Source organism: Bacillus cihuensis, from assembly GCF_000504145.1.
Classification (GTDB): Bacteria; Bacillota; Bacilli; order Bacillales; family DSM-1321; genus Peribacillus; species Peribacillus huizhouensis.
This window is the reverse complement of record NZ_KI632495.1, coordinates 806914-822852: the sequence shown is the minus strand read 5'-3', so window position 1 is coordinate 822852 and position 15939 is coordinate 806914. Positions and strand designations below refer to the sequence as shown.

The 15939-nt window shown below is 35.5% G+C and carries 16 protein-coding genes; 11 read left to right on the top strand and 5 right to left on the bottom strand.

Features of this window, described 5'->3' with window-relative positions; translation table 11 throughout:
- Positions 1-142: 142 nt before the first annotated feature.
- Positions 143-337, bottom strand: a complete 195-nt coding sequence (locus V179_RS0109850) for a YwbE family protein (RefSeq protein ID WP_028391290.1) — start codon at positions 335-337, stop codon at positions 143-145.
- Positions 337-540, bottom strand: a complete 204-nt coding sequence (locus V179_RS0109845; protein ID WP_028391289.1) for a hypothetical protein — start codon at positions 538-540, stop codon at positions 337-339. Before V179_RS0109845 ends, V179_RS0109850 begins: the two co-directional genes overlap by 1 nt.
- A gap of 570 nt (positions 541-1110) precedes the next feature.
- Here V179_RS0109845 and V179_RS0109840 point away from each other — a divergent pair.
- The 5 genes from V179_RS0109840 (at position 1111) to V179_RS0109820 (ending at position 5185) form a co-directional block, all read left to right on the top strand.
- The gene (locus tag V179_RS0109840; RefSeq protein WP_028391288.1) at positions 1111-1323 is read left to right on the top strand and encodes a hypothetical protein; all 213 of its coding nucleotides are present in this window, start codon (positions 1111-1113) and stop codon (positions 1321-1323) included.
- Positions 1324-1842: 519 nt separating this feature from the next.
- Entirely contained in the window at positions 1843-2652 is an 810-nt protein-coding gene (gene speD / locus V179_RS0109835; RefSeq protein WP_028391287.1) for an adenosylmethionine decarboxylase, read from the top strand.
- Between the two features lie 99 nt (positions 2653-2751).
- Positions 2752-3321, top strand: a complete 570-nt coding sequence (locus V179_RS0109830) for a thioredoxin family protein (RefSeq protein WP_051404911.1) — start codon at positions 2752-2754, stop codon at positions 3319-3321.
- 744 nt (positions 3322-4065) lie between these two features.
- A complete protein-coding gene (locus V179_RS0109825) occupies positions 4066-4821 on the top strand; it encodes a DUF2087 domain-containing protein (RefSeq protein ID WP_028391285.1) in 756 nt (251 codons plus the stop codon).
- 22 nt (positions 4822-4843) lie between these two features.
- Positions 4844-5185 carry a GIY-YIG nuclease family protein gene (locus tag V179_RS0109820; protein ID WP_028391284.1) on the top strand — a complete coding sequence of 114 codons (342 nt, stop codon included), beginning with the start codon at positions 4844-4846 and terminating at the stop codon, positions 5183-5185.
- 937 nt (positions 5186-6122) lie between these two features.
- Here the strand turns inward: V179_RS0109820 and V179_RS0109815 are convergent.
- A complete protein-coding gene (locus V179_RS0109815; protein ID WP_034300987.1) occupies positions 6123-6341 on the bottom strand; it encodes a hypothetical protein in 219 nt (72 codons plus the stop codon).
- Between the two features lie 738 nt (positions 6342-7079).
- Between V179_RS0109815 and V179_RS0109810 the strand changes: the two genes are divergently transcribed.
- A complete protein-coding gene (locus V179_RS0109810; protein ID WP_268745204.1) occupies positions 7080-7454 on the top strand; it encodes an alpha-isopropylmalate synthase regulatory domain-containing protein in 375 nt (124 codons plus the stop codon).
- A gap of 238 nt (positions 7455-7692) precedes the next feature.
- Here V179_RS0109810 and V179_RS0109805 read toward each other — a convergent pair whose 3' ends face one another.
- Positions 7693-8700 (bottom strand): YeiH family protein, encoded by a 1008-nt coding sequence (locus V179_RS0109805; RefSeq protein ID WP_034301500.1) that lies wholly within the window; start codon positions 8698-8700, stop codon positions 7693-7695.
- A gap of 145 nt (positions 8701-8845) precedes the next feature.
- Here V179_RS0109805 and V179_RS0109800 point away from each other — a divergent pair, with 145 nt between their 5' ends.
- Positions 8846-9757: a LysR family transcriptional regulator gene (locus V179_RS0109800; protein ID WP_028391280.1), complete on the top strand. Its 912-nt coding sequence runs from the start codon at positions 8846-8848 to the stop codon at positions 9755-9757.
- A gap of 232 nt (positions 9758-9989) precedes the next feature.
- Here V179_RS0109800 and V179_RS32430 read toward each other — a convergent pair whose 3' ends face one another.
- A complete protein-coding gene (locus tag V179_RS32430) occupies positions 9990-10091 on the bottom strand; it encodes a phage holin family protein (RefSeq protein WP_152534720.1) in 102 nt (33 codons plus the stop codon).
- Positions 10092-10414: 323 nt separating this feature from the next.
- Between V179_RS32430 and V179_RS0109795 the strand changes: the two genes are divergently transcribed.
- From V179_RS0109795 to V179_RS0109780, 4 genes are all read left to right on the top strand, one after another.
- A complete protein-coding gene (locus V179_RS0109795; RefSeq protein WP_028391279.1) occupies positions 10415-11665 on the top strand; it encodes an MFS transporter in 1251 nt (416 codons plus the stop codon).
- A gap of 213 nt (positions 11666-11878) precedes the next feature.
- Positions 11879-12361 carry a MarR family winged helix-turn-helix transcriptional regulator gene (locus tag V179_RS0109790; RefSeq protein WP_028391278.1) on the top strand — a complete coding sequence of 161 codons (483 nt, stop codon included), beginning with the start codon at positions 11879-11881 and terminating at the stop codon, positions 12359-12361.
- Positions 12358-14082 carry an ABC transporter ATP-binding protein gene (locus V179_RS0109785; RefSeq protein WP_028391277.1) on the top strand — a complete coding sequence of 575 codons (1725 nt, stop codon included), beginning with the start codon at positions 12358-12360 and terminating at the stop codon, positions 14080-14082. Before V179_RS0109790 ends, V179_RS0109785 begins: the two co-directional genes overlap by 4 nt.
- Positions 14079-15938 (top strand): ABC transporter ATP-binding protein, encoded by a 1860-nt coding sequence (locus V179_RS0109780; protein ID WP_028391276.1) that lies wholly within the window; start codon positions 14079-14081, stop codon positions 15936-15938. The genes V179_RS0109785 and V179_RS0109780 overlap by 4 nt, the downstream gene beginning before the upstream one ends.
- The last annotated feature ends 1 nt before the right edge of the window (position 15939 follow it).

The following is a 15939-nucleotide window of genomic DNA, read 5'->3' as shown; positions in this document are numbered from 1 at the left end:
AACTATCCAGCAAAAAATCTATATTTGTCACTGGGCTTTGTAGAAGTAAATATTATTGAAGTTGCTGGTGGTATCTTCCTAACAAGTTTTGAAAAGAAGTAAAAAGCATCAGAGAATATTTCTCGATGCTTTTTTATAAGAATCATGAACGGATATTTTTCACTCTGCCAATTTGTCCGTCGGTTAATCTTACTTTTATTCCATGTGGATGAGAACTTGATTTAGTTAAAATATCCTTTACAATTCCACTTGTTAATTTTCCGGTACGTTGGTCCGCTTTTAGAACTATTTCAACGGCAGCGCCAGGTGTTATATCTTTTCTAGTTTGACCGTTCATCACACACCCATTTTTCTGCGGGTATTGCTAACTTTTTTCGTTTGCTGGCTCTTCATCTTTTGACCTGACTGCAACCCATTCTTATTTGTTTGACCTTTAGTACCTTGATTTTTTTTAGCCTCTAGCTGTTGCTTGATAGCGTCTTGAAGGCTCATTTTCTTTTTTGGTGTTTCTTCTGTGCTATCTTGATTATTGTCTATCATGTAAAAATCCTCCTGATCAGGTATGACGTGTACGTATAGTATAAACCATCTTATTGTATAAAAGCTACGAATTGATGTAGGTTTAAATTATTAATATAAGGATCTTTTCGTAAAGATTGTTGTTTTTCACAAGTAACAAATTCGAGCAGCTGTTGATTTTAGTTGATATGTAAGACTCCTGTGTAAGGGAGTGTTGAGGGACCCCCCGCAAATCAAGGCTCTAAGGATGCTTTTGAGTCCGCCTGTGGATAGCGAGAACTTTTAACGGAAGTCAACCCAGGATAGTAGTGTAAATATAATTTAAAAGCAACAATATACTAAAACAGCTTTTTATAATAACTCTATTTTAGTAAATAAATGAAACCGGATTACATTCGTAATAATTCTAAGTTATATGTTGGTAGCAAATGGGCAGGGAATAGGAAAAATAGCTTTGTAAAATCTTTTGTACACGTTAAGTAATCAAAGTTTTCAAAATTTAAAAAGAGAATTCTCTTTCTTATGACTTGCATTAAGCTATCCTGATTATGTATGATTGTACTATATTTACCAAATACAAGGAGGTTCGTAATGAGTACATTTGTAAAATCTAATCTAACAGCACCGTTTTCTGGGAATTATGTAGAGGTTGGGCAAGGTGGAGGCAAAATCAAAAGAGCACAAATTTTTGAAGCAAAAGAAGGAACTGAACTACCTGAATTAAAGGCCTATACGATTAAATTACTACATAAAGGGAAAGAAAAATCGGTAGAAAGACAGCATCAGTGGAAGCTAATAAAGTAAGGCTCTTTTCGTAAAGATTGTTGGTTTTAGCAAGAAACCAATTCGAACAGATGTTGATTGTAGTGGAAGGTGCGAGACTCCTGCGGGAAAAGCGTGTTGAGGGAGACCCTGCAAGTGCAAAGCACTGAGGAGGCTTCTGAGACCGCCCGCGGAAAGCGAGTACCTGCAACGGAAATCAACCCGGGTTATTAGTGTAAAAATGATTGAAAAGCAACAAAGTATGTGAAAACAGCCTTAAGTAAAAACCATTGGGTGTCCCAAAAGGGTCAGACCTCGCACTTTATATATAGACTATAGTAGTCAAATACATACTATAGTCTGTATATAATCGTTGCGGAGCCAGACCCTTTCGTTATGAGAAAGCCTCTGATTTATTAACGACTTCTCCTATTACCTCTAATTAATATTCAGTTATGACCTGCTTGATTAATCTGTCTATCTGCTTCAATTTCTCGTTTTTTATCGAAGAGGTTGGGTAATGATAATAGATAACTGACTTTTCAATAGGGGGAATCATAAATGAAGCTTACACCAGAACAGCGTGTCGAACTGCATGGCTTTAATAACTTAACAAAATCGCTTAGCTTTAATATGTATGATGTTTGCTATACAAAAACGAAAGAAGAGCGCGAGGCATATTTGGAATATATCGATGAACAATATAATGCTGAACGGTTAACGGCCATTTTAGAAGCGGTTTCAGATATGATAGGTGCACATGTATTAAATGTGGCCAGACAAGATTATTTTCCACAAGGAGCAAGTGTTACAATGCTAGTGTCAGAAGGGCCAATTATTGCGCCTTCAGAATCTCTAGAGAAGTCTCCGGGTCCTTTGCCAGAGGCACTGGTTATGCACCTTGATAAAAGTCATATAACCGTGCATACATACCCCGAATATCATCCAGATGAAGGGATTAGTACATTTAGAGCAGATATTGATGTTTCAACTTGTGGTGAAATTTCTCCGCTCAAAGCATTAAATTATTTAATCCATTCATTCGACACCGACATTATGACTATGGATTTCCGTGTCCGTGGCTTCACACGCGACAAGTTTGGTCATAAACTATTCATAGATCAAGACATTAACTCCATTCAAAATTACATTCCTGAAAATGTGAAAGAACAATATGACATGATTGATGTCAATGTGTATCAAGAAAATATTTTCCACACAAAATGCAAATTAAGAGAATTTGACCTAAATAATTATTTATTCGGCTATACAAAAGATAAAATTTCACAAAGCGAAGTCGAAGAAATCACGAGGAGACTTAAGCGAGAAATGGATGAAATCTTTTTTGGTAGAAATATGAAGGAGCAGTGAAATAGTTATAAAAGGAACAAGGACTACAGACCATGTCGAAATCGAGATTAATTTCTTCCAAAATTATTGCAAATCTTTTATTATGGAGATATTACCAATATGAAAGAAGTGATGATGTTGTCATTGAGTACATGGTTTGAAAAAGGAATGACGTTTGAAGAATATAGAAAGAGCATGGAAGTAAATCGTGATGAACTGTCTCGTGTTTATGAAAATGTGGCATTTTCTAATGGAGATTTACAATTTTTTTCAGATTTAGCTAATAAGAAGTGGAGAGGTATCGTACTTACCGCTGATTGGTGTGGCGACGCGTCATTCTGTGTTCCGATTATTCAACGAATCGCTGAAAAAAGTAGTATGGAATTGAAGTTTTTAATTCGAGATGAAAATTTAGAATTGATGGATCAATATTTAACGAACGGAACAGCACGCTCTATTCCAATTTTTATCTTTATTGATGAAGCTGGAAATGAGCAAAAAGTATGGGGACCTCGGGCAGAAAAAGTTCAGGAGTTTTTACAATCATTGTTGGTCCAACTTCCTGATAAAGAAGCTGCAAATTTCAAAGACAAACAACAAGAAGTATTTGCTCAATTTAAAGAAAGAGTTACGACAGATCCAGACATGTGGCGTGTTGTTATAGACAGTGTAATAACAAGACTGAAATAAAAATGCTGCTCTTCCTTAAATGGGAGGGCAGTATTTTTTTGCTTCCATTTTGAATGAAAAAATAATTACCTATAAAAATATTATGTTAACTAAATTCAAACAAAAAAGATGCCATTCACATTTTATTGGTGTCTTATTTAGTTTACTTTATTGATAAAGTATTAAGAACATGTAAAAATAGTAAGATTTATCAACTGTTTCATTCTGTTTGTACTATTTAATAATACAGATTATAAAACTAAAATGTAACAGTTACTTCATGAAATTAGTACAGAATAAAATGATAATATTTCACTATACTTCTAATCTTATTTAAAGATGCTATTTTTTCATAAGGCCCTTTTCGTAAAGATTTGATTGTAGTGGAAGATGCGAAACCCCTTCTTAGAGAAGCGTTTTGAGGGAAAATCCTCAAGTGCAAAGCACTGAAGAGGCTCCTGAGACTGCTCCCAGAATGCGAGTACCTGTAACGGGAATCAACCCAGAGTAGTAGTGTACAAATAAATGAAAAGCAACAAATTATGCAAAAACAGCCTTTCATAAACACCAATCGTTTGATTTACACGTTTGAGCGAATAGTTACTAAAGGGGATAGTCCAAATCTAAAATCGTAGGTTGGTTCTGCCATATCAATTTGATTGTCATTAAAATAAACAAACTTTTATTAAAAATGTTTGACATTAAACAAACAAATTAATAAAATGTTTATTAATTAATAAAATGATTGAGGAAGTGACTATTTAAATGCAACTGTCTGATTTATTTTGGAATGCTTCGCTAACAGAACTTAAACATGGATATATCGAAGAAACGACTAATTATATATGCCTTCTATGCGGAAAAACGGTTGAAAAAGGAATTGTCTACCAAGATAATGGTGTTTTTTACGAAGCTGAAAGGTTTATGCGCCATCATATTGAGAACACTCATCAGTCAGTGTTTGAATACATGATTAATCTGGATAAAAAGCTTACTGGGCTAACGGATCACCAAAACCGACTTCTCCGTCTTTTTTATGAAGGGAAAAGCGATACAGAAGTACAAAAAGAAATGGGGATTGGAAGTGCTTCTACGATTAGGAACCATCGCTTTGTATTAAAAGAGAAAGAGCGTCAGGCTAAGATCTTTTTGACAATGATGGAATTATTAAAGGAGAGAGACGATCATGCTCCTGCTTTTATTGACTATCATAGTACAGCAAGGATGGTCGATGACCGCTACAACATAACTGAAGAAGAGAATAAGAAAATCTTAAATAAGTATTTTCCTGAAGGGATTAAAGGCCCCTTGAAATCCTTCCCACCGAAGGAAAAGCAGAGACTTATTGTACTTCGGGCGCTAACTGCACGTTTTGTAGATGAACATCTTTATGAAGAAAAGGAAATAAATCAACTTCTGAAGGATGTTTATCACGACTATGTTTTGTTAAGAAGATATTTAATTGAATATGGCTTTTTAGATCGAAAAGCCGATGGGAGCCTTTATTGGTTGAAAAAATAATGTTGGAGAGTAGGTTGCAAATATGGAACGTAGAAAAGAACTAAAACAGATTTATAAAGAAACAGCGATAGAAGCAGGAGTCTATCAGATAAAAAACATTATGAACGAAAGGATTTTTATTGGAAGTACTCCCAACTTGAAGACATTAAATGGAACAAAATTCATGCTAGAAACAGGTGGACATAAAAATAAAATGCTTCAGGAAGACTGGAATCATTTCGGGAAAAATGCTTTTAATTTTGAAGTTTTAGAAATTCTAAAAAAGAAAAAAGAGGGCTATTTTGATGTGAAAAAAGAGTTGAAAAAGCTTGAAGAGAAGTGGTTAAATGACCTTCAGCCATTTGGTGAACGAGGGTATAACTAGAAAATCTCAATTTTAAAGAAGAAATGTAATGAAATAATTACAAAGTATGAATGCATGATGGATAAGCCATCAACTAGTCGACAAAGCGTCCCCTGATGATGATTCTTATCCCATTGATTTATAGCAATTACAATATTGCAAGATCAATAATTGTGGAAGAATCGAAATGCTTCACTTAATTAAATATGTAACCAGAAACATCTCCAAAATACAGGAGATGTTTTTATTCTTTTACCTCACGTATTACGCCATTAAAACCCCACTGATTGAAGTTTGATTATTATGTAACAGGGACATGAAAACTAAGACTTAGAGCTTAGTTGAAATTACTTTTCGAGGTCATGTTTAGAATTTCCTCTTTCTTGTATCGTTAATGGTGTTATATGTAAGGTGTGTTAATTATTAATATTTGCATTTTTTATTCAGTAGGAAAGGTTATATTGGTGAGATACAGTGAAACTTTCCAAGAGTTACTACTCAGAGGTAAAGTTTGCGCTCACAGGATGTGGGTCACACAGACGAAAGACTAAAGGACGCGGCGCACTTAGGCTGTGATTCATTGAACCTTAGTAACTCTAGTTCGTACTTCTGTCGATTAATCTAAGCGAAAGTAGATTAGGACTAACAATCAGTGGGGGACGTAGAACCCCCACTGGTGTAAGTTTCACTTTTTTTAAACATGATACGTTGAATCAGCCAGAATAAGTTTTTAAACAAACAACTATTGGCGCACCATTATTGTAAACATAATACATTCATCTCATTTTTTGATAATGCTTTATACTTGCTAGGACCAAAAGCCTTCGAAATCAAAATAATGTTGTCCCAAAATGGTTAGGATATCACAATCTACGCCTATTACTAACACGATCAATAAACTTGAAAATGTAGATGTCGGGTTTAAGCCATTCGGAATTAGGACAACTGAGATATTACTTTATTCTGATTTTTGTGTGATTAATGCACTATGAACTTGACTAACAGCTGTTTGGGCTTGAGCGATTTCATTCGCAGCTTGTTTGATTGCTTCCTCAGCTAAGGTTGGATCTGAAGCAGACTTTTCGATTGCTTGACTTAATAATGTTTGAGTAAGAGTAACATTTGCTTTAGCTTGGTTTAGTTGATTCACATCAATTGGTTGATTATTTGGGCTCATTCTAATCCTCTCCTATTCAAATTGAAATACCTTTATAGCTTGACCTAGCTTAATTGTTTTATTGGTGGAAAAAAAATCTATTTTACATTTGATAAAGTGATACTTAAATCAATGGGGAGCTTAAAAGGAAATACGGTCGTCATTCATTTGTTGTAAAACAAAATTCTTAAAAAATAATTTTTTGACAAGGTTAAAACTGAAAATACACATATTTTCTTAGCATAACCGAATGTTGAAAATGGTCGCTATTTTTATTATAAATTCTCAATTCTTGCAAGTATTTCACTCATAACTTTTTTATACGTGTTAATATTACTGCCTCGCCGCATACAATTTGGGCAGTTTACCAGATTTTATTGTGCTTTGAAGGCTGCTAGGTATGAACTATTTTGGTATATAAAAGGAAGATAAAAGGTAATTTGAAACTATAGTAAATTGTGGTGCATTTAACATGATAGAAAGGTTTATCTCCTATTTACTGATACAGGAACGAATTTATCGAAGCTTATTAAACTATTTACAACGCAGCCATTTAATTATGTTACAATCTCATTCGATGCTGAATTAAGTGAAATTTTCAGTTTTGGTCGTAAAAAACATAATAATCCTTTTATCGGAGGATTTGTAAGGGAAGAAATAGCAGTAGGATTATTTAAGAATGCTAAATGTGAAATTAACCCTGATTTATATGTCATAGTCGAAAACTATTACTCAAAACATGATATGAATAATTAGGATATCAAATATTATAGCGACAATTTCTATGAACTAATTGACCTCCAAGTAATTAGTAATCCAATATTTCCATCGGCAAGTGTGAAAATTAAGAAGGGAAATCAAATTTTTATGAGTAGCACTTTTGGTTCTGGACCTATTGATGCATTATATTCATCGATTAAAGAAATCATTGATTTAGATATTAAATTATTAGAATACAAAATTAGGAGTGTATCACGAGGGAAAGAAGCGCTAGGTAAAGTTAAGTTACAAGTGGATTATAAAGGAGAAAAATACATCGCCAAAACAACAGATACAGATGTGATTAAATCAAGTGCTTTAGCTTATATTAATGTCGTAAACAGTAATGTTGTTGGAAACTTACTTCCAGTTTAACTAGATAGTGGCTATTCAATAAGCGTTCCATTCGTGGGGGATTCAATCATCCCCACGAAAAGTTAGTCCAGTTCGATTGTCGCATGACGTAGTTTGTAACAGTGTATCACAGCTTAGTACCTCGAACGGGCTATGAGTCGAAACTTGATTTGGCACGTATTCACCTATAAGTTTCATCGATTCCTTCTATAAGCCTTATAATGGAGGGTACGGCCCATTAATGTAGGATATATTGGTATCATATTAGGAAATATGCTAAAAGACTAAGACAAATTGAAGTTATTAACATGGCAATCAATGGTCTTAACGCTTTTGTGCGAAGATCACGAAGACTCACATTTAGGCCTAGACCTACCATGGCCGCGGTTAAACACCAAGTAGTCAAATTAGAGATTCCACTCAAAATTCCTTCAGTAATAGGGATATAACCACCCAGGGCATAGCTACCGAATAAACTCATAAGGATGAAACCGATTAAGAACCATGGGAATTCAATTTTATTTTCTGGTGAGTTATGATCCGGATATTTTCGTTTCATAAAATACATGAATATAAAGCATAACGGAACGAGCAGGAACACACGACCTAATTTCGCTAGTAAGCCGATAGCAAGCGCATCTTCCCCGCCAGGTGCTGTAGCTAAGGCAACATGGGCGATTTCGTGTAAACTAATACCAGACCAAATTCCATATTCAATAGCAGTTAGTGGTAAAATTGGACGGAGTATGGTGTAAACAATTGCAAAAATCGTCCCAACCAGTGCAATAATTCCTACTCCAATTGCTGTATCTTCATCCTTTGATTTGACAATAGGAGCAATCGCAGCGATGGCAGCCGCGCCGCAAACGCCAGTCCCAACTCCTAAAAGTAAAGAAATGTTTTTATCAGCCTTAAATACTTTGGCAAGCCATATTGTTAAAAGGATTGCAAAAATAATAACGCAAGCATCACGGATTATCAGTCCAATCCCATCTTGTAAAACCGTATTGATATTTAATTTCAATCCGTACAAAATAATAGCTAAGCGTAGTAGCCTCTTTGATGAGAACGCAATTCCAGCTCGGATTGCTTCTGGATAACCAAATACTTGCCGATAAAAAACCGCAATCACAATTGCAGATGCTAGCAGACCAACCTGTTGAAACCCTGGCACTTTAGCTAATAAGAAGCCAAGGAAAGCGATAAAAAAGGTGAAGGCAATTCCACCAATCCAGATTAAGGCTGCAGCTTTTCGTTTAGGTTCCATTTGTTCATGTACTTTTACTCTTTCTGTTTCCAATTCCTCACCTCCAAAAATGTACCTCATTGTTAAGATAATTCAAATATGATGATAAGAAAAATAATTATATATGATATAAATAATAAGTAATACTTATAGTAGGAGGGGAATTATGGACCAACACTTACTCGTATTTGTAACAGTAGTGGAAAATGGTAACTTTTCACGTGCTGCTGAGAAATTACATATGACTCAACCAGCCGTAAGTCAGTACATCCAATTATTAGAACGTTCTTATGGTGCAAAGCTACTCGATCGCAGTAATAAATATGTTCGATTAAATAAAGCGGGTGAAATTGTCTATTATCATGCAAAGGAAATATTAGGCCTTTATTCGAAAATGCAAGATTTAATTGATGATTTGTCCAATCTAGCAAGCGGGCAGCTATCAATTGGTGCGAGCTATACTTTTGGGGAATATGTTCTTCCGCATTTTGTTGCCAAATTGCACGAACAGTATCCTCTCATAAAGCCTAGTATTACAATTGGCAATACAAAGGAGATAGCGGAGTTGGTACTTAGAAACCAACTGGATGTTGGAATTATCGAAGGAGATTTCAAGAATGCACAACTTTCCATTGATGCATTTGCGGAAGATAGAATGTTTGTAGTTGCTTCTTCTCATCACCGTTTGGCCCAACGAGATAATGAGGCTGAAATTTCCGAACTGGAAAAAGAAAGATGGATCGTCCGCGAAATAGGATCTGGAACGAGGGAAGCAGTAGAAAAAGTGTTTCATTCCATGTCGATTTCCCCTAATGACATCATGGAATTCGGGAGTACCCAATTGATAAAAGAATCGGTTGAATCAGGACTAGGTATTACTCTCTTGTCTCATTTAACGATTCGAAAGGAAATATCTATGGGGCTATTAAAAGTTGTTCAAGTAAAAGGCACGCCGTTTAAAAGAAAATTTTCAATTGTATTGCGAACATCTTTTAAAACAAAAGCATTAGAAGTGTTTATCAATCTGTTAAAAGAAAAATACTTAATCGACGATCATATAAAGATGGAAGGGAATTGAAATACTAATGATTAGAATAAATAATATTATTATTAAAATTCAACTTTAGCCGATGAAAGAGTGATGTTTATTAATAGGGTGTGCTCTTCCAAATCTAGGTGAAATTATAACGGATATTACCCATAAAGATATATGATAAGGTGAGATTTATGAAATGCATGCAAAACTCCATTTTTACTCACGTTAAATTAAGGTAGAAATAATTATCACTTCTAGAAAAAATGATTACTTTTTATTTAACATCTGAATTTCCTTTGAGAATTTTTACGGCATTTTTAATGACATTAGGAATCGGCATGTTTAATCGACCTGCATTCTCAATAGTGGATATCAATTATTGAGAATATGGAGGTAAAGGTAAAATAAAATACATCCTTAAGCTAAAATTTTTTAACTAAGTCTTGATTTATCGGTGTATAGCAATTACTATAAAAGTAACAAAAAAATGGAAGGGTGACCTTGAAACAATGATCAATTAATCCTATTTATTAAGAAAAATTCGTTAGACATACGATCTTTTTTTCTGGATAGGATTAGCCTGTACATTATTACATACAAGCCAATAAGATCATTGTGTTCCTTCCATTAGGGATATTATGCCATTTTGACATTGTATTGTACTGCCTCCTGTCCAGATCATTAACAGGAGGTTTTATTTTGGAAAATAACATTTCATCGGACACATCACCTAAATTGTTTAGCAACCGCGTGTTTCAAGCTATTATCGTTTCGGGTCTATTTTTACAAATAGGAATTTGGGTAAGGAATTTTGCGGTACTATTGTTTGTCATGGAGCAGACAAATGGTGATCCATTTGCAGTTTCCATGATTTCGGTAGCGGAGTTCGCTCCTATTTTTATTTTTTCATTTATTGGCGGTACATTTGCAGACCGCTGGAACCCGAAAAAAACAATGGTGTGGTGCGACATTTTAAGTGCTATTTCTGTATTTGCTGTTTTAATAACGCTTATATTCGGAACTTGGCAAGTTGTGTTTTTTGTAACTTTAATCTCAGCGATTCTATCACAATTTTCACAGCCCTCAGGAATGAAGTTATTTAAATTACATTTGCCAGAAGACCAAGTTCAAGCTGGGATGTCGGTTTATCAAACAATATTTGCTGTATTTATGGTATTAGGACCTGTTATTGGGACATTTACTTTTCAATCCTTTGGTATAGAGATATCAATTATGATAACAGGATTGGCATTTTTACTTTCAGCAGGTGCACTCGCTTTTCTTCCAAAAGATTACAAAGTAGCAGAGGTAGAAGGAACAACAACATTATGGCAAGAAATGAAGAGTGGTGTTAAATATGTTCTGAATAAAAAGGAATTAAGCTTGTTAGGATTATGTTTTTTAGCTGCAGGACTTGGATTAGGTTTTATCCATCCCCTGTCGATTTTCCTTGTAACTGAACAACTCGGCTTACCAAAGGAAAATCTTCAATGGTTATTTATGGTCAATGGTATAGGCATGATATTAGGTGGAGCCGTTGTCATGATTTTTGCTAAAACAGTAACTCCTCAACGACTCATCACCTTTGGGATGCTTGTAAATGCGATAGGTTTAGCGGTCATGGGATTATCAACAAATTTTTGGCTTACGTTAACAGCTGAATTTGTTAATGGGTTAATGCTTCCTTGTATTCAGATAGGTATTAATACGATGATTTTGCAAAAAACGGAAGGTGCATATATTGGTAGGGTCAACGGAATCTTAATGCCTCTATTTACTGGTTCGATGGTATTAACAATGAGTATGGCTGGTATCGTCAAAGAGAAATTCTCATTAGTTGCTACTTTTGAAGTAGCCGCAGTCTTATTTATTATCGGCATGTTTTTCATTTTGCCATTATACAATCAGAAAACGGAAGTAAAACCAGAGAAACTTATCTCCCAAGATTAGTCTTTTTTAAATAGAAAGACATGGGCTGTCTCTGTAGTTGGTAAATAAACTAACTACTGGGACAGCTCTTTTCATTTTATTTAGCTGTAAATATTACCTGAATGAATCAACTTTATTTTATATAAACTGATTGACTTAACTTAAAAAGAGGAGTAAATTTTAATAGTTCGAAAATGAACTGTTCATAAATATAAGAAAATTGGTGATGTAAGAATGGAAAATGAAAATCAACAATTCATGCGTTCAGTACAGGTCATGCGTTCATTTTGGAACGTGCAGAAAAATATCATGCGATTTGTTCAAAAGACAGCGGTTGAGAATGGATTATCAGTGCCTCAATATTCAATTTTGATAAGCATTGCACCTCTTAAGGAAATGACGCAAAAAACTCTTGGTGAGTTAACCTTCCTTCCGAAAAGCACACTGAGCCAAGCAGTTGATGGACTTGTTCAAGCAGGTTGGTTGTATCGCAAGCAAGTAGAAGGCAACCGGAGAGAGATACAACTTACTCTAAGTGACAAAGGAGAAACATTTTTAAAAACAATTCATCGAAAAGAAGGTGGAATTCATCAAGTTTTTCAAGCGGCAATTGAAATACTGACTGAAAAACAGGTTGAAGAACTACTTAAATCACATCTTCAAATTACAAATTATTTAGAAGAACAGGCAAGAGTAGAAGGAGAGGGTTTGAAATGATTAAAATCCTGAAAAATCTAACCGTTTATAAGTGGATTGTATTAGTGGTAATCGGACTTGTCTTTGTTCAATCAATGTCTGATCTTTATTTACCAACACTAATGGCGGATATTATCGACAAAGGAGTTGTTGTTGGTAAAACTCCTTATATTTGGAAAATCGGTGGTTTAATGATGCTTGTAGCTGCGTTAGGCGCAATTGCCTCCGTATTTGCAAGTTATTATTCAGCAAAAGCAGCAATGGGACTTGGACGCGATCTTCGCCGGAAAGTCTTTAACAAAGTTGAACAATTTTCACTACAGGAATTTGACGAAATAGGTACTGCTTCGTTAATTACACGAACAACCAATGACATTACACAAGTTCAACAAGTGGTCATTATGATGCTCCGTATGGTTATCAGTGCACCGATTATGTTAGTTGGTGGAATTATTATGGCTGTTTCCAAAGATGCAAAATTATCACTTGTTATTGTCGTTACTATGCCTGTTTTAGTTGGTTCAATATTATTGATTCTTTATAAAGGGATGCCGCTATTTCAAAAAGTACAAAAACGATTAGACCGATTGAATCTTGTCGTCCGAGAAAACCTAACTGGGATTCGTGTTATTCGTGCGTTTAATCGTGAAACTGAAGAGAAAGTACGTTTGACTCAAGCGAATAAAGAGTTGACAGATGTATCGATTAAAGTAAATAAAGTCATGGCATTTATGATGCCTGTGATGATGCTTGTTATGAATTTAACGGTTGTCGCAATTATTTGGTTCGGTGGTATTCGCATTGATAACGGTGGAATGCAGATTGGCGACCTGATGGCATTTATTCAATATGTTATGCAAATTATGTTTGCACTTATAATGGCGTCAATGATGTTCATCATGGTACCACGTGCTGCTGTGTCGGCAAAGCGGATTAACGAAGTACTCGACATGAAACCGGTCATTTTAGATGAAGGAACAAAAAAAGCTGATCAAAAACGCGGAACACTTGAATTTGAGCAAGTGACTTTTAGTTACCCAGGAGCAGAAGAACCTGCATTATCGAACATTAGTTTTAGCGCACGTCCTGGTGAGATTACTGCAATTATCGGTGGAACAGGTTCAGGGAAGTCAACTCTCGTTAATTTAATCCCACGCTTTTATGATATTTCGAGTGGAACAATTCGCGTCAATGGTGCTGATATACGTGAAGTACCACAAGAAGAAGTTCGTTCGAAAATTGGTTTTGTACCACAAAAAGCAGTCCTCTTTACAGGTACGATTGCTGATAATATTCGCTTTGGTAAAGAAAACGCAACACAGGATGAAATCGAACACGCAGCTCAGATTGCGCAAGCGGAAGATTTTATTTGTAAAATGAAAGACGGTTATCAATCAAAAATCGAACAAGGTGGTCAGAACGTCTCCGGTGGACAAAAACAACGGTTGTCGATTGCAAGAGCCCTTGTTAGAAAGCCTGATCTTTATATATTCGATGATAGTTTTTCCGCCCTTGATTATAAGACTGACGCAATGCTTCGAGCGGCACTAAAAAATGAAACAGAAGATGCAACAGTATTACTTGTTGCCCAACGTGTTAGTACGGTCGTAGACGCTGATCAAATTATCGTATTAGATAACGGCCAGATTGCAGGAAAAGGCACTCATCAAGAGTTGCTACAAACAAATGATGTATACCGAGAAATTGTCGAATCTCAGCTTTCAGAGGAGGAGATTGCATGAGTAAACATAAAAAACCTCAAGGTGGCGGACCGATGGGACATGGTCCAGGCGGCGGCAATATGATGATGATGGGACAAAAAGCAAAAGATTTTAAAGGAACACTTAAACGTCTATTATTGTATTTAAAACCTCGAAGTACCCAATTGATCGCTGTTTTCATTGCAGCAATTTTAAGTACGATCTTTATGATTGTTGGACCTAAAATTATGGGAATAGCGATTACAGAATTGTTTGAAGGAGCCTTTCAAAAGTTTCAAGGCGTACCGGGAGCATCTATTAATTTTGATAAAATCGGGCATATACTACTCCTATTAGCAGGGCTATATGTTTTTAGTAGCCTGTTTAATTACTTGCAGCAGTATATTATGTCTAGTGTTGCTCAAAAGACAGTGTATGATCTTAGAGAAGATGTCAATAAAAAGCTTGAGAAACTTCCACTAAAATATTTTGATGGACGTCCGAACGGGGAAACGCTCAGCCGAGTCACAAATGACATCGATACGGTCGGAAGCACACTTCAGCAAAGTTTGACACAGTTCATCACATCAATTGTAACGATTATTGGGATTATTATAATGATGCTGTCAATTAGTCCAATTTTAACGTTGATTGCAATTGTAAGCTTACCGATTTCCATTTTTGCAATTCGACCGATTTTAAAAAGATCGCAGAAACATTTTGCTGATCAACAACGAACACTCGGCCAATTAAATGGACATATTGAAGAAATGTATACGGGGCATCAAGTCGTTAAAGTGTTTGGACATGAGAAAAAGGCTGGTGCCCAATTTGATACAGTTAATGAAGAATTATATGAAGCAGGGCGAAAAGCACAATTCATTTCTGGTATTATCATGCCAATGATGTTTTTTATCGGGAATCTAAGTTATGTATTAATTAGTGTAGTCGGTGGGATTTTAGTGACACAACGTGCAATTTCAATCGGTGACATTCAAGCATTTATTACCTATTCACGTCAGTTCACCCAGCCTCTCACTCAAACAGCTAACATTGCAAACATTATTCAGTCAACAGTTGCTGCTGCTGAACGTGTATTTGAACTGCTCGACGAAGAAGAAGAGGTGAACGAAAGTGCGACAGCTCATTTAACGAGGGCAAAGGGTGCTGTCACTTTCGAACACGTTGACTTCGGATATGACGAAGAATTATTAATAAAAAATATGAATGTTAATGTTTTACCTGGGCAAACGGTCGCTATCGTTGGACCAACCGGTGCTGGAAAAACGACGATGATTAATCTTTTAATGCGTTTTTATGAACTAAACGGTGGAAAGATTATGATTGATGGTCTAGAAATCACGAAAATGTCTCGGAATGCTCTTAGAAAAACTTTTGGCATGGTGCTTCAAGACACTTGGCTTTTTAAGGGAACGATTAAAGATAATATCGCGTACGGAAAAAGCGGTGCAACTGAAGCTGAAATATTAGCTGCTGCTCGTTCATCCTATGCGGATCATTTTATCCGTACGCTTCCAGACGGTTATGAGACAGTTTTAAATGAAGAGGGTTCAAACATTTCGCAAGGACAAAAGCAACTTCTGACAATCGCAAGAGCAATTCTAGCAGATCCACCAATCATGATACTTGATGAAGCGACATCAAGTGTAGATACGCGAACGGAAGTCTATATTCAACAAGCAATGAACAGATTGATGGAGGGTCGGACTAGTTTTGTTATTGCTCATCGTCTTTCAACGATTAAAGATGCTGATTTGATTCTTGTAATGGACCAAGGAAAAGTAATAGAACAAGGAACGCATAAAGAACTATTAGCGAAAAATGGTTTTTATGCTGAGCTTTATAACAGTCAGTTTTCTGAAAAAGAAGTAGGCTAAA